General features: G+C 73.4%; 20 protein-coding genes. 10 read left to right on the top strand and 10 right to left on the bottom strand.

Annotated features, from left to right (window positions below):
• The first annotated feature begins 141 nt into the window (after positions 1-141).
• From WME96_RS24000 to WME96_RS24015, 4 genes are all read left to right on the top strand, one after another.
• Positions 142-765 carry a carbonic anhydrase gene (locus WME96_RS24000; RefSeq protein WP_437283913.1) on the top strand — a complete coding sequence of 208 codons (624 nt, stop codon included), beginning with the start codon at positions 142-144 and terminating at the stop codon, positions 763-765.
• A 308-nt stretch (positions 766-1073) separates the two neighbouring features.
• On the top strand, positions 1074-1967 hold the full coding sequence (locus tag WME96_RS24005; protein WP_437283914.1) for an SCE4755 family polysaccharide monooxygenase-like protein: 894 nt from the start codon (positions 1074-1076) through the stop codon (positions 1965-1967).
• Positions 1968-2059: 92 nt separating this feature from the next.
• Positions 2060-3931, top strand: a complete 1872-nt coding sequence (locus WME96_RS24010; protein ID WP_437283915.1) for a DUF885 domain-containing protein — start codon at positions 2060-2062, stop codon at positions 3929-3931.
• Positions 3932-4054: 123 nt separating this feature from the next.
• A complete protein-coding gene (locus WME96_RS24015; RefSeq protein ID WP_437283916.1) occupies positions 4055-4300 on the top strand; it encodes a hypothetical protein in 246 nt (81 codons plus the stop codon).
• Positions 4301-4418: 118 nt separating this feature from the next.
• On the opposite strand, the gene WME96_RS24020 is transcribed toward WME96_RS24015, so the two are convergent.
• Together WME96_RS24020 and WME96_RS24025 are read right to left on the bottom strand one after the other, a co-directional pair.
• Entirely contained in the window at positions 4419-4943 is a 525-nt protein-coding gene (locus WME96_RS24020) for a hypothetical protein (protein ID WP_437283917.1), read from the bottom strand.
• A 174-nt stretch (positions 4944-5117) separates the two neighbouring features.
• Positions 5118-6761 carry a di-heme-cytochrome C peroxidase gene (locus WME96_RS24025; protein ID WP_437283918.1) on the bottom strand — a complete coding sequence of 548 codons (1644 nt, stop codon included), beginning with the start codon at positions 6759-6761 and terminating at the stop codon, positions 5118-5120.
• 476 nt (positions 6762-7237) lie between these two features.
• Between WME96_RS24025 and WME96_RS24030 the strand changes: the two genes are divergently transcribed.
• Entirely contained in the window at positions 7238-8152 is a 915-nt protein-coding gene (locus WME96_RS24030) for a hypothetical protein (protein ID WP_437283919.1), read from the top strand.
• Between the two features lie 80 nt (positions 8153-8232).
• Here the strand turns inward: WME96_RS24030 and WME96_RS24035 are convergent, their stop codons facing one another.
• Positions 8233-9525 (bottom strand): ABC1 kinase family protein, encoded by a 1293-nt coding sequence (locus tag WME96_RS24035; RefSeq protein ID WP_437283920.1) that lies wholly within the window; start codon positions 9523-9525, stop codon positions 8233-8235.
• Between the two features lie 35 nt (positions 9526-9560).
• Between WME96_RS24035 and ybaK the strand changes: the two genes are divergently transcribed.
• Together ybaK and WME96_RS24045 are read left to right on the top strand one after the other, a co-directional pair.
• On the top strand, positions 9561-10046 hold the full coding sequence (gene ybaK / locus WME96_RS24040; RefSeq protein WP_437283921.1) for a Cys-tRNA(Pro) deacylase: 486 nt from the start codon (positions 9561-9563) through the stop codon (positions 10044-10046).
• Between the two features lie 77 nt (positions 10047-10123).
• The gene (locus tag WME96_RS24045; RefSeq protein WP_437283922.1) at positions 10124-10948 is read left to right on the top strand and encodes a hypothetical protein; all 825 of its coding nucleotides are present in this window, start codon (positions 10124-10126) and stop codon (positions 10946-10948) included.
• 146 nt (positions 10949-11094) lie between these two features.
• On the opposite strand, the gene WME96_RS24050 is transcribed toward WME96_RS24045, so the two are convergent.
• Entirely contained in the window at positions 11095-11616 is a 522-nt protein-coding gene (locus WME96_RS24050) for a DUF2243 domain-containing protein (protein ID WP_437283923.1), read from the bottom strand.
• Positions 11617-11864: 248 nt separating this feature from the next.
• Here WME96_RS24050 and WME96_RS24055 point away from each other — a divergent pair, with 248 nt between their 5' ends.
• Positions 11865-12629 (top strand): hypothetical protein, encoded by a 765-nt coding sequence (locus tag WME96_RS24055; protein ID WP_437283924.1) that lies wholly within the window; start codon positions 11865-11867, stop codon positions 12627-12629.
• 58 nt (positions 12630-12687) lie between these two features.
• On the opposite strand, the gene WME96_RS24060 is transcribed toward WME96_RS24055, so the two are convergent.
• The 5 genes from WME96_RS24060 to WME96_RS24080 all read right to left on the bottom strand — a co-directional run bounded on the left by WME96_RS24060 (position 12688) and on the right by WME96_RS24080 (position 16310).
• Complete coding sequence (locus WME96_RS24060) at positions 12688-13125, bottom strand: HNH endonuclease (RefSeq protein WP_437283925.1); 438 nt, start codon at positions 13123-13125, stop codon at positions 12688-12690.
• A complete protein-coding gene (locus WME96_RS24065; RefSeq protein ID WP_437283926.1) occupies positions 13122-13505 on the bottom strand; it encodes a hypothetical protein in 384 nt (127 codons plus the stop codon). The genes WME96_RS24060 and WME96_RS24065 overlap by 4 nt, the downstream gene beginning before the upstream one ends.
• A gap of 71 nt (positions 13506-13576) precedes the next feature.
• On the bottom strand, positions 13577-13936 hold the full coding sequence (locus tag WME96_RS24070; RefSeq protein WP_437283927.1) for a hypothetical protein: 360 nt from the start codon (positions 13934-13936) through the stop codon (positions 13577-13579).
• A 111-nt stretch (positions 13937-14047) separates the two neighbouring features.
• Entirely contained in the window at positions 14048-15436 is a 1389-nt protein-coding gene (locus tag WME96_RS24075) for an MFS transporter (RefSeq protein WP_437283928.1), read from the bottom strand.
• An 85-nt stretch (positions 15437-15521) separates the two neighbouring features.
• Positions 15522-16310: an SDR family NAD(P)-dependent oxidoreductase gene (locus tag WME96_RS24080; protein ID WP_437283929.1), complete on the bottom strand. Its 789-nt coding sequence runs from the start codon at positions 16308-16310 to the stop codon at positions 15522-15524.
• A 329-nt stretch (positions 16311-16639) separates the two neighbouring features.
• On the opposite strand from WME96_RS24080, the gene WME96_RS24085 reads away from it, so the two are divergent.
• Together WME96_RS24085 and WME96_RS24090 are read left to right on the top strand one after the other, a co-directional pair.
• On the top strand, positions 16640-17146 hold the full coding sequence (locus WME96_RS24085) for a Hint domain-containing protein (RefSeq protein ID WP_437283930.1): 507 nt from the start codon (positions 16640-16642) through the stop codon (positions 17144-17146).
• A gap of 164 nt (positions 17147-17310) precedes the next feature.
• Entirely contained in the window at positions 17311-18252 is a 942-nt protein-coding gene (locus tag WME96_RS24090; RefSeq protein WP_437283931.1) for a hypothetical protein, read from the top strand.
• A 139-nt stretch (positions 18253-18391) separates the two neighbouring features.
• On the opposite strand, the gene WME96_RS24095 is transcribed toward WME96_RS24090, so the two are convergent.
• A complete protein-coding gene (locus WME96_RS24095) occupies positions 18392-22279 on the bottom strand; it encodes a serine/threonine-protein kinase (protein ID WP_437283932.1) in 3888 nt (1295 codons plus the stop codon).

Here is a 22279-nt window from a genome sequence, read left to right on the forward strand (position 1 = left end):
AGCCCGGGCGGTGGCCGAGAACGGAGGGCCTGAACGAGGGCCGTCCATGACAGACATCCTGCCCGTTGACGCCTGCTGTGGGCTCCACCAGGGTGGCCGAGAACCATGGCAATCAGTAACAATCCGCCCTCCCTGCCCGTCATGTCCGCCGAACACGCGCTGCAACGGCTGATCGAGGGCAACCAGCGCTTCGTGGACGACATCCGCAGCGAGGAGGTCGTCCTGGGCAAGCGGGCGCGGGCCGCGCTCGTGGGTGGGCAGCGGCCCTTCGCCATCATCCTCTGCTGCTCGGACTCCCGGGCGCCGGCGGAGCTCATCTTCGATCAGGGGCTCGGCGAGCTCTTCGTCATCCGGGTGGCGGGCAACGTGGTCGCGCCCTCGCTGGTCGGCAGCGTGGAGTTCGCCGCCGCCGCCTTCGGGACCCGCCTCGCGGTGGTGATGGGCCACTCGCGCTGCGGCGCCATCGACGCCACGGTGCGCGAGCTGCTCCAGGAGGAGAACGGCGGCCTGCTCACCGACAACATCCGCGATATCGTCGAGCGCTGCCGGACCCCGGTGGAGACGGTGCTGAGCGCCGCCGGCCGCGACGCGCCGAGGGACTTCCTGCTGCGCGAGGCGATGCGCGCCAACGTGCGCAACTCGTGCGATCACCTCCGGCACGGCAGCCGCCTGCTGGAGCGGCTCTGCGCCGAGGAGGGCATGGCGATCGTCGGCGCAGAATACGCGCTCGAGACCGGCCAGGTGACGTTCTTCGACCGCGCGTGAGGCCCGCTCGCGGCGCGTCGGCGGGACGCCGGCGCGCACCGCGCCGCGCGGTTCATCACGGCCGCGCGCGATAGCCCCGGAGTTGGATGCTTGCCTGCGGCGAGATCGAGTGTCGTCGCCGCGGCAAGTTCGAGTGTGGGTGTCGTCGCCGCGGCAAGTTCGAGTGTGGGTGTCGTCGCCGCGCGCCCGTTCGGGCTTGGCGGCGGGCAAACGGTGGTGGAGAGTAGGCCCCGCGCCGTCCTGGGACACGAACCAGCGAGTCCACACGGGCGCGGACCCGAGACCACCTCCCGAGATAGAAAAATACGATGCGAACATCACGAACGAGAACCAAGGCGTTGTGGCGCGCGCCCGCGGCGGCGCTGGCCGCGGCGGCCGTCTCTGCGATCGCCCCGGCCGTGGCGCACGCCCACTTTTCCCTGCTCGAGCCGGCTTGCGCCACGGAGCAGGACCGTCTCGGCAACCCGCAGAAGAGCGCGCCCTGCGGCCAGGCGGATCCCGGGATGCCGGCGGAGCCGACAGGCGCCGTGACCACCTATGTCCAGGGTCAGACGATCACCCTGAGGCTCACGGAGCCCATATTTCACCCGGGCCACTACCGCGTCTCGATCGCGCCCGATCCCGAGTCCCTCCCCCCGGATCCGGCGGTGACCCCCGGCTCCACGCCGTGCGGCTCCACCGTGATCGAGACCGACCCGAAGCTACCCCTCGTGGCAGACGGCCTGCTGGTCCACACCGAGGCGTTCACGGGCGAGCAATCTGTCGAGATCAAGCTCCCCGACGATCTGACCTGCGATAACTGCACCCTGCAGGTCAGTGAGTTCATGTCGAACCACGCGCTCAACAACCCAGGCGGCTGCTTTTACCACCACTGCGCGACGGTCACGATCGTCCCGCGTGAGGGCGGAGGCGCGGGGTCCGGCGGCGCAGGCGGCGGCGCAGGAGGCGGCGGCAGCGCTGCATCGAGCAGCGTGAGCAGCAGCAGCGGCTCCGGCGAGGGCAGCACCGCGTCCGCCGGCGGCAGCGCAGGCGACGGCGGCGCCGCGCCCGCCGGCGATGGCGGGAGCGCCGGGACGGACGCGTCCGACCCCTCCGATTCGTCCGGTTGCGGATGCCGTGTCGGCGCCGCCGAGAGCCCCACCATGGCCGGCATCGCGGGCCTGCTTGCGCTCGGGCTGCTTCGCTGGCGACGACGCCGCTGAGCCTGCGTGGGCGCGCGCGGCGACCGCATCGCGCGCTCCACGTCGACCGGGCAGCGGTTGGCTCGCGGCGGCGCCTGTGCAAGACGTGGCCCATGGCCCTGCGCGCGCTCCGCAAGCTCTCCCTCGTTCCCCTGCTCGTGGCCGCCTGTGCCCGCGAGGCGCCGCCCCCCGCGGCCGCGCCGGCTCCGCCGCCCGCGCCGGCGACCCCGGTGGCCGCGAGCGCCGCGCCTGCTGCGCCCGGCTCGCCCGCGGCGGCCCCGCGGCTCCCCGCCTGGGTGGAGCGCAGCAACGAGCACGCGCAGGTCCTGCTCGACGTTGTCGCCAGGTTCTCGCCGGAGCACGCAGGATCGCTGGGGATCGAGCGCGCGGATCAGGAGATCACCGATCTCTCGCCGGGGGTCGACGCGCGGGAGCGCGCCGCCTACCGCGAGGCGATCGTGGAGCTCCAGAAGCGGCGGGAGTCCGAGAAGGACCCGGCCGTCGCCGAAGATCTGCAGATCATGCTGGACGACGCGGACCGGGCCGTCCGCGGCTCCGAGCTGGAGGAGAAATACCGGGTCACCTACGTGCACGTCACGGGGCTCGTGTTCGAGGGCATCTCGGCCCTGCTCGACGACCGGGTGCCGCCGTCGCGGCGCGCGGCGGCCCTCACGCGGCTCCGGAAATACGCCGGCATGGAGAGCGGCCATGCGCCGATCGCCGAGCGGGCCAGAGCGAGGCTCCTCCAGGAGCTCGGTAAGCCCGGGCTGGTCGCCCCCTCGAAGATGGAGATCGAGCGGCACCTCGCCACGAACGCGCGCGTGCGCGAGGGAATCGGTGAGCTGTTCCGGAAATACGCTATCAGCGGCCATGAAGAGCCGCTCGCGGCGCTGAATCGCCAGCTCGAGGCGTACGACGCGACGCTGCGCGCGGAGGTGCTCCCCAGGGCGCGGACCGACTTCGCATTGCCGCCGCCGCTCTACGCGCACGCGCTGGAGCGGTATGGCGTCGATCTCCCGCCCGCCGAGCTCGTGCCGCTGGCCCACGCCGCCTTCGACGATCTGAAGGCGCAGATGCAGAAGCTCTCTGTGCCGATCGCCAGGGCGCGCAAGCTGCCGAGCGCGGACTACCGCGAGGTGATCCGCGCATTGAAGAAGGAGCAGCTCGTGGGCGAGGCGATCTTGCCGCATTACAAGGAGCGGCTCGCCCAGATCGAGCAGATCATCAGGAAGGAGCGCCTCGTCACGCTGCCCGAGCGGCCCGCGCGCATCCGGCTCGGCACCGCCGCCGAGAGCGCCGAGGTGCCCGCGCCGCACATGCGGCCGCCGCGGCTGCTCGACAACCAGGGGGAAGCGGGGGAGTTCGTGCTGCCGCTCAGCCTCCCCGGGCCCCCTGGATCGCCGGAGGAGCTACGGAAGGTCGACGACTTCACCCATGCGGCGGCGTCGTGGACGCTCACCGCCCACGAGGCGCGCCCCGGGCACGAGCTGCAGTTCGCGTCGATCGTCGAGCGCGGCGTGTCGATCGCGCGGGCCATCTTCGCGATGAACAGCGCCAACGTGGAGGGGTGGGGCCTTTACGCGGAGGCCATCGTGCTCCCGTTCATGCCGCCCGAGGGGCAGCTCGTGTCGCTGCAATACCGCCTGTTGCGGGCGGCGCGCGCCTTCCTGGATCCGGAGCTCCAGGCCGGCAAGATCACGCCTGCGGCGGCGCGCGCCTTCCTGGAGAAGGAGGTGGTGCTGTCGACCCCGTTCGCGCAGTCCGAGGTGGAGCGCTACACGTTCCGCGCGCCGGGACAGGCGACCTCGTACTTCTACGGCTTCACCCGGCTGATGGAGATCCGGGCAGAGGCCGAGTCCCGGATGGGACCGCGCTTCGACGCGCAGCGGTTTCACGATTTCGTGCTCGCCCAGGGGATCTTGCCGCCGAAGCTGCTGCGCAAGGCGGTGATCGAGCGGTTCGTGGCGGCGCAGCCGGCGCTCTGAGCGGGGAAGCGGGGAAGCGAGGAGAAGCGCGCGACACGCCGCGATCCAGCGCGGGATCCCCTTGCGGCTCCCCCCGCCGGCTCCAGTTGCCGTGGAGGGCACGCGGAGGCCGGAGGAGAACACATGGAGACGAGCGGCATGGCGGCGGTGACGCGGCAGCCGGGAGCGCCTGGCAGGGCGGCGGCCTGGCCCGAGAACGAGGCGAGCGAGGCGCGCGCGCAGCGGGTGCCGGAGACACCGGTCGACCGCGGCGGCGCGCTATGGCCTCGCGAGACGTCGGATGCGCCGCGAGAGCCGGTCGACGAGGCTTCGGAGCTGTCGTTTCCGGCGAGCGACCCCCCGTTCTGGGCGCCGGGCTGGCCGTGCTGAGCGGCGGGGCCAGCCGCATTCACCGCTCGTGAGTCGCGGAGTCGTCGAGAGGCACGGCCCGCGCTCCGGCTGACACATCGCGACACCGCCGAGCGCGTCCGCCGGCGGTGCGCGCCGATCACGGCTCCGGAGCGTTCTCCTGGAGCCACCTGCGCGCGCTCTCGGTGGTGAGCTTGAAGTCCGCGGGCACCCTCGACCGCGCAACGACCTCCCCCGCTGCGTCATGCACGGTGAGGATCGCGTGGGGATCGTCCTCGTCAGGGACCACGTCGAGGTCCACCCGCACCCGCGCGCCGCCCTCGGCCGCCGTGGTCACGCTCCGGTGGAGCAGCGCCCGGCGCTGCTGGACGTGCCGCGCCAGCACCTCGTTCGCCGTCTTCACGAGCGTGGCGAAGGCGCTCGCGTCGAGGGGCTTCGGGTTCTTCTTGTCGCGCCCCATCGTCCACGGCCCCACCAGCGAGGGCTCGCTCTGGCCGTCGCACGTCATCTCGACGGCCCACCCGTCATCGTCCTCGTTCTTGATGACCCGCGCCGTCCACCCGTTGCCCCTCCACAGCTTCGGATCCTGGTCCTCGGGACGGATCGACCGCGCCTCCCCTGCCTCGTCCTGCGTCTCGTCCGTCGCGTCGTTCGTCGTGTCCATGGGCGCCCCGGTGTAGCCGCTGGGCGCGCGCCTCGTCCACCCCGTCCGGCGCGCCTCGGTCGTTTCCTGTCAGCCCCCGGCGGCTCCGGGCGTCCGGACAGGCCGCCCGGCGCGCGAGCGCCCCCGCCCCCGCGCAGGTGCCCGCGCCCCGGCGAGGCGACCACGGAGCCCTCGTCACAGCGTCTTCAGGTACTCGATGATCTCCCACCGCTCCGCATCGGTCAGCGCCGGCCCGATCACGCCCTTCCCGCGCGGCCCGTCGCGGTACTCATGCCCGGCGTTCGAGTTGCCGGGCCTGTCCGTCACGAGCTCGAACCCGCCCTGGAACGGCTCGACCCGCGGGCCGACGCGCTTCGGATCGAACTCCGTGCTCCCGAGGTAGAAGCGCTTCGAGCGCCGCTCCGCCGGGAGGAGGAGCTCGTACAGGTTCGGGACAGAGCCGTTGTGGAGGTACGGCGCCGTCGCCCAGATCCCGTTCAGCTCGCGCGCCCTGTACGCGAGCGGCGCGCGCCACCGGTTCGGGCGGTATCCGTCCCACGCGCGCCGCTGCTCCGGCGACAGGCCGTACGCCTCGTACTTCGTCTCTCGGATCGCCCACGTGCCGATCTCCAGCGCCTGCGCCATCCCCAGCGTGCCGAGCCCGAGCGCCCCCAGATCCGCCGTGCGCTCGTTGAAGCTGACGGCGTGCGCCGGATCGGTGCCGATCAGGTCGAGCGGCGACATCGTCGCTCTCCGGAAGCGCTTTCCGTGCTCGTTCGGGCGCGTCAGCCCGGGATCATGGCAGCTCGCGCAGTGCCTCCGGAAGAGGCGCCTGCCGCGGGCCGCCTGCTCCTGGTCGATGCGGCCGAACAGGTGCTCCGGCCAGCGCGGGGCGCGGAGCTTCTCGATCTGTTGCTCGATGAGGTGCAGGTTGTCCACACGGATGCTCGACCGGACTTCCATCCTCGTCCCCTGCGCGTCCGGGATGAGCTGCGTGTGCGTGCCGACGCCCAGCGCCTCCGCGATGTTGCGCGCCATGGGCTGCATGATGGATCCGTTCCATTGCACCCAGTCGTATGTCGTCGCATCCCAGAGATGCGGATAGTCGGCCGGCGCGTTCGTCGCGCGGAGGTTCCTGGGGTCGAGCTGCCCGAACAGCAGGTTGCCAGCGCGCCCGAGCGCGTCCAGCCGGCCGAAGCCCGCCACCGTGGCGTGGGGCCCGCCCACGCCCGCGCTGACCGACTGCAGCCGGACCACCTCCAGCGCCTTCTCCATCTGCCCTCGCAGGGCGCGCACGGAGGCATCATCCACCTGTTCCTCGAGGACCGCCCTGGCGAAGCGATCCAGCTTGTCGGGCGTCTTCAGGGTATGGTCGAGCGCGTTGAAGACGGCGTCCGTGAACGCGACGACATCGATCGCCGCGGGCCCGCCGTCGATCCGGATCTTCGTTCCACGGTAGGAGATCTCGCGGGTATGGCACGTCCCGCACGTGAACCCGACGTACTCCTCGCCGGTCGCGGCGTCGACGTCCCTGGCGAACCCCACGGGGAGGCGCTCCGGGTTGTCCTTCGAGCCTGGATCCTCGATGAATCGATAGCGCGCCATCGCATCGCTCGCGGCGAACCGCTCCGCGCTGTCCTCACGCTCCAGGGCGAGGAACCACCGGAGCGGCAAGAGCCTGGTCCCCTGGGAGGCGCGGTAGAAGATCTGGCGCTCCTCGGCGCCCCATCCCTGGTCGAGGTACACGACGTCGCCCGCGCGCCCGCCGCCCTTGGAGTGCGCGCAGGCAGACGCCGAGATCACCGCGAGCGCGATGGCGCCGATCTGGATTCTCCACATGACCGCCCCCCGAATTGCCAGGCTCACCCGGATCGGCGTGAGCTCCGCCGAACGCGCGCGCCGGTCGCCGACACCGCATGTCGGAATCCGCGAACGGCGCTTTTTCCCGATCGGCTCTCTCGAGCGCGACAAGGCTTCATCCGCGCGCCGCCGCGGAGCCCCCCCGAACAGAGCGCAGCGGCGCGACACCTACCAGGGAGCGTACGACCCTACAAAGCCCAGTCAAGCGCGCGACGGGCGCAGGGCTCGACTCCGGTGCTCCGATGTTGGGGACGTGCGTTGCGCTATCCGCCTCTCGGGATCTCGGTCATCGATGAGGAGCCGGAGACTCTCGGGCTGTCGGTCATCGGTGAGGAGCCGGAGATCGCGACAGCGCGCCGCGGCCACGGTGCCGCCGACCCCGCCGACGCCGCCGCGCGCCGCGGCCGGACCGCGATCGCTGGCCGGGCGCCGCGGAGCTTGCGACACTCCCCCGCATGCTCCTCCCCCGGCGCCCCTTCCTCGCGCTCTGCGCCGCCGCCCTGGCCCCGCGCGCCGCCCTCGCCGACCCCGCCGGCCCCCCGCCGCCCTCTCCCGCCCCTGCCGCGCCCCCCTTCGAGGTGCGCGACCTCCAGGTCCCCGGCGACCGCGCCCTCGGCCGGCGGTTCACGCTGCTCGTCCCGAAGCACCTCGCCCCGGGCGAGCGCGTGCCGCTGCTCGTGCTCCTCCACGGCCTCGGCGAGACCGGCGACGAGCGCCTCGGCGCCTTCGCGTGGCTCGAGCGCTACGGCCTCGGCTCCGCCTACGAGCGGCTCCGCCGCCCGCCGCTGGGCCGCACCGCGCGCCGGAAGGACTGGACCGACGCGCGGCTCGCCGAGGTGAACGCCGCGCTCGCCGCGCAGCCGTTCCGCGGACTCGCGGTCGCGTGTCCGTTCACGCCCAACGTCCACAAGGCGCCGAACTCCGCCGCGGCGCTCGACGGCTACGCGCGCTGGCTCGCAGAGGTGGTCCTGCCGCGCGCCCGCGCCGAGGCGCCCGTGTTCCAGGACGCGGCCCGCACCTCGCTCGACGGCTGCTCGCTCGGCGGCTTCGTCGGGATCGAGGTGTTCCTCCGCCGGCCCGAGCTCTTCGGCGCCTGGGGCGGCGTGCAGTCCGCCATCAGCGCCCACCGCGCCCCCGCCTATGCTGACCGGCTCGCCAGGGCCGTCGCCGCGGTCGGTGCGCGCGACCTCCACCTGCTCACCAGCAAGGGCGACCCGTTCCACGACGCGAACGCCGCCCTCGCCGCGCAGCTCGCGAAGCGCTCGATCCCGCACGCACTCCGCGTCCTGCCGGGCCCGCACGACCAGCCCTGGCTCCGCGAGGCCGGCACGATCGAGATGCTCCTCTTCCACGACCGCCGCCCGCGCTGAACGCGCCCTCCCCGCGCCGACCCGTCGCCTTGCCCCATGGGACACGCACCTCGACGGAACGACCGGTCCTGCCTGAGCGCCTACCCGAGCAGCCCCGCCTCCCGCAGGAACGCCCCCTCGATCGCCGCGTAGTCGGCCTCCACGTCGAGCCGCGCGAGGACCGAGTAGAACCCGAACTGGAGCCGGTTCATGAACACCATGCCCGGCGGGAGCTGCACGAACCCGCTGTCCTTCACCAGGATCTGCTCCTTGATCGCCTTCACGCCCTCGACGAGGCTCGCCACGTAGGCCCGCGAGACGCGGAACGGCGCGCTGAACAGCGGCTCGAAGCAGCGCCGCGTGTACGAAAGCGAGAGCTCCTCGAACCGCCCGCCGCGCGTCCCGAGGATGCGCGCGGCGTGCCGCGCGAACGCCGCCTCGTCCTTGCGGAGCGCGGCGAGGTGCATCCCGCGCCCGTGCTCGAGCCGCGCGCCGTCGAGCGGCTCCACGCAGCCGAAATCGAGGAAGGTGACCCGGCCGTCCGGGTGAAAGAGGTAGTTGCCCGGGTGCGGATCCGCGTTGAACATCCCGCCCACGAGGTTGCCCTTGAACACGAACCGCCAGAGCGCCTCGGCGTACGCGCGCCGGGTGCGCTCGTCGCGCGTCGCCGCCTCTTCCAGGGTGGCGCCGCGCGCGAGCTCGGTGGTGAGCACCCGGCGCGCCGAGCGGGACGCGATGACCTCGGGGATGTGGATCGCCGGATCGCCCCGGTGCACGCCCGCGAAAGTGCGCTGCCGCTCCGCCTCGAGCGCGTAGTCGAGCTCCTCGAGGAAGCGCGCCTTCACCTCCTCGAGCACGCGCCTCGAGTCGAGCTCCCTGGGCGCCACGGCGCCGACCACCGCCTGGATCACGCCGGCGTTCTCGAGGTCGCTCGCGAGCGCCCGGTCGATGCCGGGGTGCTGGACCTTCACGGCGACCTCGCGCCCGTCCGCGAGCGCAGCGCGGTGCACCTGGCCGATGGAGGCGCTCGCGAACGGCGCGTCGTCCCAGGCCGCGAACAGCTCGCCCAGCGGCGCCCCGAGGTCCTCCTCGACGATCGCGCGGATGGCCGCCGGCGACGACGTGGGCGCGGCGGCCCGGAGCGAGCGCAGCGCGGCCTCGTAGGCCTCGCGCTGGGGCTCGGGGACGAAGCCGTCGACGTAGCTCGCCATCTGGCCGACCTTGGCGGCGAGCCCGCGCATCGTGCCGAGCACCTCGGCGACCTGCGCCGCGGCGTTCGCGGCGGCGTCGACTCGCCTCGAGAGCAGGTGCGCCGCCCCCGCGCGGGCGCCGAGGCCCGCGAGGCGGACGAAGCGGTTCAGCCGGCCCTCGGGGACCTTCTTCTCTGTCGTCATCGGCGCAGCCGGGTCGTATAGCATGGCCCGGCCCCATGAAGACGAACGCGGCGCGCATCCTCGACAGCCTCGGTATCCAGTACGAGCTGCGCACCTACGAGGTCGACCCGAGCGACCTCACCGCGAGCACGGTGGCGAGGAAGATCGGCCTGCCGCCGGAGCAGGTGTGGAAGACGCTCGTGGCGCGCGGCGATCGCCACGGCGTCTGCTTCGCGGTGGTGCCGGGCAACGCCCAGCTCGACCTGAAGGCGATGGCGCGGCTCACGGGCGACCGGAAGGTCGACACCGTGCCCTTGAAGGAGGTCCAGCCGCTCACGGGATACGTGCGCGGCGGGGTCACGGCGCTCGGCGCGAAGAAGGCCTATCCCGTCTACGCGGACGAGACGATCGAGCTCTTCGATGTCGTCTCCGTCTCGGCCGGCGTGCGCGGCACGCAGATCCTCGTGTCCCCGGGCGACTACCTGCGCGCGACCAGGGCCACGGTCGGCGCCATCGCCGGGCCCGGCGGCGAGCCGGAGTGACGGCGCCCGCCGCCGGATCGCGGTATGCTCGCGAGGCTCGGCCGCGCGGCCCGAGCGCGGCGGCGGCGACCAAGGATATGACCAGAGCGGCCTGCGACGTGCGCGATCCCATCGAGCTGAGCACCGCGGAGCTGCGGCAGCAGTGCCGGAGCAGCCGCCCGTGGGAGCTCGGGCTCGGCGCGGTCCAGCTCGTCGCGTCGACCGCCGCGGGGGGCGCCGTGCTCGCGGCGGCCGCGGCCTGCATTCCGGGGCTGGTCCAGTGCATCAGCGTGGGCCCGGCGTTCGCGGCGGGGCTCGTGGTCTGGGAGTCGCTCGGGGCGGCCAGGGGGTGGCTGCCGGGCGCGGCGCTCCGGGAGGAGCTCGCGTTCCGCGACTGGCACGCCGGCGTCTCGCCCTGGGTGGGGCCCCGGGCGCTGCGGCGGTGGGCAGCGCGCGCGATGGCGCGGCCGCCGGCGCCGGACTGGCTGCTCGTGCTCGAGGGCATCGCGCCGGCCGGCGGGGGGCGCCGCTGGGTCAAGGTCGAGCTCTCGCTGCCGCCGTCCTCGGCGGCCCCGTTCCGCGCGCAGGCCGCGGGCCACGCGCTCGTCCGGGCCGGCGGGGGCTGCACCGGAGAGCCCCGCGCGCGGCGCCTCGCGCCCGAGGAGCTCGACGACCTCCAGCGGGCGCTCGCTGAGCTGCCGGAGGGGCTCTCGCTGGCCCCCCACACGGCGCCCCGGAACCCGGCGGTGTTCGGCGGCCACTGCGAGCTGCTCGTCGCCAGGAGGGCGCCGTTCGCCGCGGTGCAGCTCACCTGCGCGTTCCCGTCGCTGGGGGCGGCCCCGCGGGCGCCCTCGCTGTCCGTGCTGCGCCGCCTCGCCCATATGGCATGGGAAGAGGGCGAGAGCGGCCCGTCCGTCGGATAAGGCCAGAGGCGCAGCCGGCAGGCGGGGAGCTCGACACGGCGCTTGCGCGGTGACACGAGCGCGCGTGTCCGGGTGATCCCGGCGTTCACTCCGGGTACCGGAGACGTTCTCGCGGCGCGCCGGCGCCCGCCACGCGCCGCGCCCGATCATCGCGCTGACGGCCGGACCGGCGCGCCGCGGGGCGCCTCGCGCATCAGGCGCAGGCCGCCGAGCACGAGCAGGCCGCCGAACGCGAGAAACGCCAGGTCCCAGGCCGTCTGATCCGGCCCTGGACGGACGTGATGAATCTGGAGAAGGTGGTGGTCAATCACCCCCTCGACGAGGTTGAACACCCCCCAGCCCACGGCGGCGGCGCCCGGAAACGCCCTTCCTGGCAGGAGCTCCCCGCCCGAGCGCAGCGCGCTCCAGAGCCTGGTGACTCCTGCCACGGTGAGACCGAATGCAACGACGCTGAATAGCCCGTCGGCGAAGATGTTTCTCCTCACATCGTCGATCGTCGCTCCCGGGTGGCAGCTGAAGCAGATCAAGTGGTGCCACTGGAGGAGCTGATGAAACAGGATGCCATCGATGAGGCCGCCCGCGCCCATGCCGAAGAGCACCCCCGCCGTCTTCACGGCGCGCGGTGTCCTCGCGGGGAAATCGGTCGCGAACGGGCGGGCTGTGCTCATGGGATCCTCCGCAGCGCCGTCATGCGAGCGCCAAACCACGGCACCTGGCCGGTGCGGACGGATGATCTGGCCGGCCGAACGCCGGCCTTCCAGCTTCCAGCCGATGGCCTTGCGGTGGTGCTGCCGACGGTCGTTTCAGCGCGATCGCGCCCCTCTCGACTGGCCAGATCGGGACTGGCACGGCGTTGGCACATGCCCCGGCTCAACCGTTTCGAAGAAATGCTGAAAGGTGTCAGATGGATAATCGAATGAACCCGGAACACGCTGCAGGCACGTCGGAGCCGGAGCACCAGGGTCCCAGGCCGGTCCCCTACACGTACCACGATGGCCGCGAGGACTACCTCCATGTCGGCCGCCAGGGAGGCACGGAAACGGACCAGCCGGAGGCGCTGATCCCTCCCTCCCAGGGGACGTCGTCGCGTGTCCAGACGGCGGCCATGCCGCCGGAAGCGACCGCCCTGCCGCCCGAGGCGACCGCCCTGCCGCCCGAGGCGACCGCCCTGCCGCCCGAGGCGATGCCCCGGGCGCCGCGGCCGACGGCTCCCGCACCGGAGCAGCGCCCTCGGCAGGGGACCCCGATGCGCGAGATCGTCACGCGCGGGCTGCGGACCGGCGCCGTGATGACGGCGGCGACGATGTGCACGATGATGGCAGCGTCCACCCTCAAGCGCGGCTCGCCGTGGGCGTCCATGAACGCGATGGCGACGGCGGTCGGGGTCGGGGGGCGCCGCGTGAGCGACCGGTTCGATCCGGTGGTCACCCCTGTCGGCATCGCGGCGCTCGCCGGGGGTCTGCTCGCGTGGGGCATCGGCTACGAGAAGGCGCTCGACGCGGCGGGCAGACGCAGCGACGCGCTCACGGGCGCGCTGTCCGCGTTCAGCGGCTTCCTGCTCGACGAGCTGGTCTTGCCCGACCGGCTCATGAGGAACTTCCATCACAAGATGGGCGTGCTCGGCACCTTCAGCAAGTACGTCGCCCTCGGCGTCGCCAGCGCCGCAGCCCCGCGGCGGTGAGCGCGCGAGGCGCCGGCGCGATACTGCCGGACCCGGGGTGCCGGAGAGCCTGGGAACTCTACACGGCGCGTTCCGGCGGTGGATGGAGACCGGTCGCTGCCCAGTAACGACGAAGCTCGACCATCACGGGTCGATTCATGTGGAGAGCCGCCACCGTCGTGCGTCCGGCCGCCGTGCATCCGGCGAGGAGCGTCGCCCCCTCCCGCCACCGGAAGTGCTCCTGCCATGTGTCGTGGATGGGATGAAACAGCGGAGCGCTCTCTCCGGTGGTCGGGTCGACGGCGTGCGTGCGCGCTGCCTTGTGGCGGCTGCACGTCGGGCAACAAAGGCAGAGGTTGTCGAGCGACGTCGTGCCGCCCGCGGATCGGGGCACGACATGATCGATCTCGAACGTGACGCCCATCAGGCTCTCGGCGCAGCGGCAGAACGCGCACCGGCCAGCATCGCGGGCGAGGATCAGCTTGCGTAGCCGGAGGGCGATCCGGCCCGCGGTCACGCCGCGGCCGTGCGGCGGCGTCCGACCTGGGCGAGCGTGAACGCCGCCCTGGCCTTCAACAGGGCGATGCGGTCGGCCTCGTCCAGCAGCGCGTCGAGCTCCTGCCGCTCGCCCTCGTCGAGCTCACCCCGAGAATTTCTTCGCAGGAGCGCCTTCATCCGTCGCTGGCGCCCGGGAGCGACAACGGAGCTGGACAGCGCGCCGAGCTCCGTCTCGCTCATCCCTCGCAACGCCTCGAGCCCCGGCTGGCCGGACGGCTCGACGGCGGGCGCCCCGGCCTCGCGCAGGAGCGTCTCGGCGAGCTCGGCCTGCGCCTTCCGGGGCAGACGTCGCGCTGCGGCGAGGATCGTCTCCAGCTCCGAAGGGTCCAGCACGCTCATGGGTGCATGCTACCACGCCCCCCGCCCCGGGCGACCCCCAGGAGGCCAGGAGGCAGCTCCGCGCCCCCTCTCTACCCCTGCCCCGCGGGCCTGCGCTCCTCCGGGCTCCGCTCCACGTGCTGCGGCAGCGCCCCCACCGGCTGCGCCTCTTCCGCTTCAGCCGCGCCGCCCTCCGGCTCCGGCGGCTCCTCCTGCGGAGCCGCCGCGCCCGCGGTCGTGACGCTGGGGTCGCGCGGCTCGAGCGAGCCGGCAGGGCCTCCGCGCCCCGACTCCTCGTAGGGACCGCCGCCGAGCGTGCCCGGCGCGCGCAGCTCGGCGTCCTTCGGATGCGGCCCGTCGAGCCGGAAGATCCCCTTCGACTGATCGACCTCGTCGACTCGCCCCTTGCCCTGCGCCTGCGGTTCGGACCGCGCCTTGTCATCGCGCCCCATGGTTTCCCTCCCTCGGCCGACGCGCGCCGTGCATCTCCCGCACACGCGCGCTGCGGTTCGCTGCGTGCACGCGAGGTGCCGGCGCGCGCCGCCCCCGTCCGCCGCCCGCGCTCACGCCGGCCGCGCCGCGTCCGGCCCGCCCGTCGGGGCCTGCACCGCGACCGCCTGCGTGAGCTGCTCCGACGGCGTCCCGGCGGCCATCTGCTGCGCGATGATGAGCTCCCGCGCCTCCTGCCGCAGCCCGGGGAGCCTCGTCGCGAACACCGCCGCCGCGACCACGCAGCAGGCGCCGCCGGAGGCGACCGTCGCGGGCGCGCCGATCCGGTCCGCGAGCCAGCCCGCGAGCAGCGCGCCGAGCGGGGCCATCCCCATGAACATCATCGCGTAGACCGCCATGACGCGGCCGCGCAGCGCGTCTGGCACCATCGCCTGCACGAGCGTGTTCGACCCCGCCATCTGCACCATCATCGAGAAGCCCACGGGCACGAGCAGCGCCGCCGACAGCCAGAACGAGCGCGACAGCGCGAACAGCCCGAGCGCCACCCCGAACCCCGCGCACGCCCCGGCGACCCAGTGGCCCAGGCCCCGCAGCCGCCTGCGGCTCGCGAGGGCCAGCGCGCCGAGCAGCGCGCCCACGCCCGACGCGCCCATCAGGATGCCGAGCCCCTGCGCCCCGCCGCGGAGGATCCGGTCGGCGAAGATCGGCATCAGCACCGCGTACGGCATCGCGGTGACGCTCACGACGCCGAGCAGCAGCAGGAGCGCGCGGACCGCCCGCGTGCGCGCCACGAACCGGAAGCCCTCCGCCGTCCCCGCGAGCGCCGAGGCGCGCGCCGCGACGGGCGGCCGGGGCGGGACGCGCATCGCCAGCAGGCTCCCGATGACCGCGAGGAAGCTCAGCCCGTTCGCGAGGAAGCACCACGCCTCGCCGATCGCGCCGACCAGGATGCCCGCCACCGCCGGCCCGAGGATCCGCGCGCCGTTGAACATCGACGAGTTCAGCGCGATCGCGTTCGCGAGGTCCTCCCGGCCCACCATCTCGACCACGAACGCCTGCCGCGTCGGGATGTCGAAGGCGTTCACCACGCCGAGGAGCACGCTGAACCCGAGGATGTGCGCGACCTCGACGCGCCCGCTCATCGTGAGCGCGGCGAGCCCGAGCGCGAGCACCATCGCGGCCGACTGCGTCGCGACGAGGATGCGGTGGCGGCTCCGCCGGTCGGCCACCGCGCCCCCGATCGGGGCGAGCACGAACACCGGGATCTGCGAGGCGAACCCGACGGTGCCGAGCAGCAGCGACGAGCCCGTGAGGCGGTAGACGAGCCACGACTGCGCCACCGACTGCATCCAGGTGCCGACCAGCGAGACGAGCTGCCCGGAGAAGAAGAGCTGGTAGTTCCGGTGGCGGAGCGCGCGCAGCAGCGCCGGGCGGGAGGCCGCCGGCCGCCCGCGATCGGCGGCCGCGGGGAGCGGCGCCGGTTCAGGTTCAGGCTGACGCATGGCCGCAGTATGGTGCGCCCGGCGCGCGTCGCTATGCCCCGAGCCTCGGGCCGCGGTGGGGCCGGGCTCTGCGGTGGCGCGCGGCTCAGCCGGCGCCCGCGTAGTTCACGGGCCACGCCGCCGAGAGGCTGCCGCCGTCGATGGCGAGGTCCTGGCCGGTGATGAACGACGCCTTGTCGCTGAGGAGGAACGCGACGGTCGCGGCCACCTCCTCGACCTTGCCGACGCGGTTCATCGCGTGGAGCGACGAGGCGAAGGCGCGGCCCGCGGGCTGGTCGAGGTGGAAGTTCGCGATGGATAGCTCCGACTCGATGACGCCGGGGCTCACCACGTTCACGCGGATGCCCTTCTGCGCGTACTCGACCGCGGCGGTGCGCGTCATCGCGACGATACCCGCCTTGGCGGCGCTGTAGGCGGAGAGCCCGGGGTAGAAGCGCGACACGGCCACCGAGGCGCAGTTGACGATGGAGCCCCCGCCGCCCGCGAGCATGGCCTTGAGCTGGTGCTTCATGCACCAGAAGGTGCCGCGAAGGTTGGTGTCCATCACGAGGTCGTAGTCGTCGTTGGTCGTCTCGGTGAGCAGCGCAAAGCTGCCGCAGCCCGCGTTGTTGAAGCTGCCGTCGAGGCGGCCATAGGTGGAGAGCGCGGCGTCCACGAGCGCCTGGACATCGCGCTCGACCCGCATGTCGGCGGTGACCCAGGTGATCTCTCCGCCGCGGTCCTTGACCTCGGCGACGAGCGCGCGCCCCTGCGCCTCGCGCCGCGCGGTCGCGACGACCCTGGCGCCCTCGGCGGCGAGCGCGACGGCCGTCTCCCTGCCGATGCCCGAGCTCGCGCCGGTGACGATGACGACCTTGTCTTTCAAAGCTCCCATGCCGCACATCCTCTCGCGAAGGGATTCAACGCCGCCGTGACCGGCTCCGGCGCCCGAGATGCCGAGATCGAACAACCGTCCTCCCGCGTCTCGAGCGGCGACCTGCCGCGCCGGACAGGGCCGTGACGATGCCAAGGGCGCGACGAAAAGGGAAGCGATTCCGGTGCTCTCCGCGTCGTCAGCGCGCGCCGCCCCGCGTCCGTGTCGATTCATGGCAATTTGCGTTCGTGGCGCTGCGCTGGTGTGAGTCACATGACCTCTGCTTTGGGTCTCGTCTCCCCGGTGGACGGCGGGTATGTTCGCGCCGTCCTGTTCAAGGAGGGACGCGGATGAGAGCGACGTGGCAGCGTACCGGCGCAGTCGAGCTGGGCGGGGTGGGGGCGAAGGGCGGCTCGGCGAGCTGCTTCGTGCGCGGCACGCGGGTCGTGACGCCGCGGGGCTTCCGGCGCATCGAGGATCTCGACGCGGGCGATGAGGTCTTCAGCCTGGATCTCGCGCGGCGCGCGCCGGTCGTGCGCAGGGTGGCGCGGGTGCTCCGCGCGCGGGCGACCGATGTCCTCCACGTCGCCGCGGGGGAGCTGATCGTCGCCGGCGTGACGGCCGAGCATCCCTTCCATGACGCCGAGCGCGGCGCGTGGGTCGCTGCGAGCGCGCTCCGCGAGGGGAGTCGGCTCCTGGCGTGGCTCGGCTCCGCCGATGTCCGCGAGCTCTCCGTCACGGCGCATCGCCCCGCGCCTTCCGCAGGCAGGGTGGATATTTTCAACCTGACGATAGACGGCCCCGAGCGGAACTATCTCGCCGAAGGCCTGCTGGTCCACGACCGATCCGAGGCGTGATCGCCGCCTTTCGCGGCGCGCGCCCCACGTGCGCTGTCCGCCGCTCCCGGGGCGAGCGCGATCTCCCGATCGGTCCCTCCGGATACAAGGTCTCCTCGACGGCGCTCCGGGGTCGGCGCGCGCGCTCGACCGGCCGGGTGGAGTTGGAGTATAGGCGTGCGCTTATGACCCGACCCCGCCTCGTCGCCGGCGCGCTCTTCCTGGCCGGCCACCTCTTTGCGCTCGGTTGCAGCGCTCCCAGGCCGGAGCCCGAGATCGCCTCCTCGGCCTCGCAGAGCGGCTACGCGGAGCGCTATCCGGCCGAGCTGCAGGCCACGGCCACGTCGTTCAGCGATCGCGAGGACATCGCGAAGCGCACCGCCGACCAGTTCCAGGGCTACCCGGACCAGCTCAAGGAGCCGGACTGGAAGGTGGCGGTCGACGTCATCGAGCAGGCGGACGCTGCTGGCCGGAGCTACGACTACGTGGAGCGCGTGCGCGCCGTGGACGGCGCCGTGGCGTTCTTCAACGACAACAAGGAGGACCTCACCCGCAAGGTGAGCGGCGCCGCGCAGTATGTCGTCAAGCAGAAGGGCTGCGACGTCGACGTCACCGGCGCCACCTCCCATGCGCTCGCGGAGGGCGTCGAGCGCCAGCTCGAGAAGTACGTCCGTGACCGCAACGAGGCGCACCGCCGCATCGATCGCCACCGCGCCTCGCTCGGCAAGGAGAACGCCGCGGCGCTCGAGAAGCAGGCCGACGCCGTGAGCTTCACGAGCTACCTCGTGCACATCGACATGGTCGAGCACAAGCTGCGGCTCCGCCGGATGCTCGAGGAGATCGAGTCGATCAAGGCGTCGATCGACGAGGCCGTCGCGGCGGAGCGCGCGTTCCAGTCGTCCGGCAAGCGCACCGACGAGGAGAAGAAGGCCTCGGACGCGCGCATCGCGGAGCTCGGCCGCAGCAAGGCGATGCTCGACTCCTCCGCGACCCAGGCGAAGCAGATCGACGAGACGATGGACGAGCGCATCGCCGCCGCCCAGAAGACCTACCGCGACGCGTTCAACGCCCTCCGCGCCACCCTCCGCAAGAACGCCGGCCTCCCCGCCGAGCCGGGCGACGACTGATCAACGGCAGAGAGACGAACCACAGAGGCACAGAGGGCACAGAGGGGAGAGGAGAGAAAAAAATTCTCCTCTCTCGCCCCTCTGTCCTGTGTGCCCTCTGTGCCTCTGTGGTTCAAATCTCTCTCTCTTCCCCGGCCCCTCACGCCGGCCGGTGCTCCAGCCACCGCTCCGCCATCGCGAGCGTCTTCCGGTTGTCCGGGAGCGTCAAAAACCGCTCCCTCCACACCGGATCGCTGATCTTCCCCGCCCTCTCCAGCAGCCGCTCCCTCGCCGCCGCGATCGCCGCCGCGCAGTCCGCCTCCATCCCGTTCGCCGCCAGCGCCTCCGCGTACACGAGCCGCACCGACGACTCCCCCTCCTCGATCGCCCCGATCGCCGTCAGCATCGAGAACGCCTCCCCCGCCGCCGATAGCCCCTCGTCGAACCGCCCCATCCCGAGCAGCGCCCGCGCGCGCTCCGCCACCGCCGCCGCGCGCAGCGGCGGCGCGCTCTGCAGCACCTCCGCCGCCGTCCGGGCCTCCCGCTCCGCCCCCTCGTAATCGCGCGCGATCAGCGCGATCCGCGCGAGGTACGTGCGCGCGCTCCCCTCCTGGCGCGGATCCCCGAGCCGCTGCGACAGCGCGATCGCCTCCCGCTCGGTCCGCTGCGCCTCGTCGATCCGACCCTGGTAGCCGAGGACGTGCCCCAGGTTGCTCAGCGTCGCCGCCACGAGCTCGTGCAGCCCCATCCCCTCGGCGCTCGCCAGCGCGCTGCGCAGCACCTCCTCCGCGCCCGTGAAATCGCCGAGCTCCGCGTGCATGTAGCCCACGTTCATGCGGACCGCGCAGGCGTTGCCGCGGTCGCCGGCGCGCTCGAACGCCGCGAGCGCCGCCCGGAGCCCCGCCAGGCACGCGCCCGGATCGCCGTTCACCAGGGCCCGCACCGACCGCGCCTCGTGCAGCCGCGCCGCCACCTCGACCTCCCGCTCCGCGAGGTCGGTCCCGTCACCCTCGACCGCCTCGATCAGCGCGTCCGCGAACCCGTAGCGCCCGCCGAACACGAGCAGCAGCGCGCCCTCGCCGAGGCACATGTGCTTCGCCACGAGCGCGCCCTCCGCCGCCGCCTCGGCGGCCTGCGCCACGCCCATCCAGCGCTCCACCCGCTCGAAGCCGCCCAGCTTGCCCGCGGCGACCGCCACCTGCTTGATCGCCGAGAACCACGCCGCCGACCCGGCCTGGAGCCGATCCACCGCCTCGATCCCGCGCTGCTCCGCGAGCGCGAGCTCCCCGCGCCACACGTGCGCCTCGGCCTCGACGAGGCGCAGCGCGCCCAGCGTGTGCGGCGTGGGGCCGCACGCGATCCCGCGCTCGGCCCGCTCGATCGCCGCCGCCAGGTCCTGCGCGCGGAGCGCCTGCTCGGCCGCGCGGCAGTACGCGGACGCCGCCCGCGACAGCTCGCCGCCGCGCTCGAAGTGCTCCGCCAGCGCCATCGCGTCCGCCGCCCCCGCGCGCGAGAGCCAGTCGCCGGCGAGGCGGTGCCCGAGCCGCCTGTCGCCCTCGGTCAGCATCCCGTAGGCCGCCTCCCGGACGATCGCGTGCTGGAAGCTGTACTCGACCTCGCCGGGCAGGCTCCCCTCGCCGCGCCGGGCGATCACCTCGCGCTGCTCGAGCTCGACCAGCTTCGACGCCACCTGCGCCCCGCCCACGAGCGCCGAGACGCCGCCCTGCCAGAACGTCTGGCCGAAGATGCTCGCCGCGCGCAGCGCGCGCCGCGCCTCGATGTCGAGCGCCTCGATGCGCGCCTGCACCATCGCCAGCACCGTCTCGGGCAGGTCGGCGCCCTTGCCGTCGGCGACCGCGCGGAGCTGCTCTTCCAGGTAGAACGCGTTGCCGTCGGCGCGGTCGACGATCATCGCGAGCAGCTCCGGCGCCACGTCCTCGCCGAGCACCTGCCGCACGAGCCGCTCGCTCGCGCGGCGCGGCAGCCCCGAGAGCTGCACCTCGTGCACCCCGCGCCCCGCCCAGAGCTTCGGGAACAGCTCGTGCACCTCGGGCCGGCCGAGCGCGAGCACCATGAGCCGCTGGTCGCCGAGGTTGCGCAGCGCCGAGTCGACCAGCATCACGCTCGGCAGATCGCCCCAGTGCAGGTCCTCGAGCACGAGCAGCACCGGCCTCGCCGAGCACTCCGCCCGCACCAGCTCCTCCCAGGCGAGGCGGATCTGGTCGCTCATCAGCACCGGGCTGCGCCGCGCCGCCATGAGCTGCACGCTGTCGCCGTCAGGGAACGGCACGCCGATGAGCTCGCCGAGGAACGCCGCGGTGCGCGCGGAGTCGCCGCGGCCGTACCGCTCGACGCGCGCGCGGATCTTGTGCTGCCGCGCCTCGAGCGGCTCGCCGTCGAACAGGCCGATCGCGCGCCGGAGCGCCGGGGCGAGCAGCGCGAACGCCGAGCCGGCGCTGATCGGATCGCCGCGCCCGAACCACACCTCGATCTCCTCGCCGCGGTCGCGCAGCCGCCGCAGGAGCTCGGTGCGCAGGCGCGACTTGCCGGCGCCCGCGGGCGCGGTGACGAGCACGGCGCTCGGCGTCGCCTCCTCGACGCAGTGCGAGAACGCGGCCTCGAGGAGCGCGAGCTCGCGGTCGCGCCCGACGCACGGCGTCGGCCTGCCGAGCAGGGGCGGCGTGGTCGCGAGCGCCTCGCGCTCACCGTGGAGGCGGAGGCCGCCCTTGTCGCGCGTGACGTCGAACCGCGAGCCGAGCAGCCCCGCGGTCACCTCGTCCATGCGGACCGCGTCCGCGCCCGCGGGCGCGTGCGCGGGCGGGAGCAGGTGGACCGCGCGGTCGATGAGCTCGCCGACCGGCAGCCGCGACGAGATCTCCGCGCGGCCCGTGACGAGCGCGACCGGCACGCAGCCGAGCAGCGCGTTCAGCGCGAGGGCGCAGCGCGCGGCCTGCGCCGCGAGGTCGGTCGGCGCGCCGCCCGCGGTGAGCACGATGAGCGGCGAGCGGGACTCCAGGATCTCGAGCTCGCCCTGGTACCGCTCGGCGACGGCGATGAGCGCCTTGCTGCGCTCCAGGTCCTCCTCCTGGGAGCGCGTCGCCTCGGCGTCGCCGGTCACGTCGCGCGCGAGCACGATGCACATCATCTTGCGCTCGTTCGTCGTGATCTCGCTGCCGCGCACCGTGTTCATGGGGCGGCTGCTCACGGCGCCCGCGCCGAGCTCGTCGAGCGCGAGGAGCTCCGCCGCCACCGCGTCGCCGTCGCGAGGCCGCGCCTGGGGCGCCTTCGCGAGCATGCGCGCGACGAGGTCGTCGAGCGCCTCGGGGATGTCGCCGCGCAGCTCCCGGAGGCGCGGCGGGTCCTCGAGGATGACCTTGATGAGCACCGAGAGCCCGTCGGCGCCCTGGAACGCCGAGCGCCCGGTGAGGCACTTGAAGAGCACGCAGCCGAGCGAGAAGACGTCGGCGCGGGCGTCGATGACCGGCTCGCTGCGGGCCTGCTCCGGCGCCATGTAGCCCGGGGTGCCGAGCATCGTGCCGGGCATGGTGAGGTGCCGGTCGATGGCGCCGAGGCGCACCACGCCGAAGTCGATGAGGGTGACCGCCTCGACCGCGCCGCCGACGAGCAGCAGGTTGCTCGGCTTGAGGTCGCGGTGGACGAGGCCCGCGCGGTGGATGACGCCGAGCGTGGAGGCGACCGTCGAGGCGAGCGCGACGCTCTCGCTCATCGTGAGCGGCTTGCGCGCGAGGCGCTCGGTCAGCGTCTCGCCCGCGAGCCACTGCATCGCGAGGAACGGCTGCCCCGCGTCGGTCGCGCCGTGCGCGATGTAGCGCACGATGCCCGGGTGCCGCAGCGCGGTGAGCGCCTCGAGCGCCTCGGCCTCGCGCGCGAACCGGACCGCCTCCTGGAGCCCCCGGCGCTGCAGGAGCTTGAGCGCCACCGTCTCGTTCGTGGTCAGATCGACGGCGCGGTAGACGTCGCCCATCCCCCCCGAGCTGGCGAGGCGCTCGATCTGGAAGCGACGGTCGATGACATCTCCCACGCGCAT

This window comes from Sorangium sp. So ce406 (genome assembly GCF_051474675.1).
Taxonomy (GTDB): domain Bacteria; phylum Myxococcota_A; class Polyangia; order Polyangiales; family Polyangiaceae; genus Sorangium; species Sorangium cellulosum_G.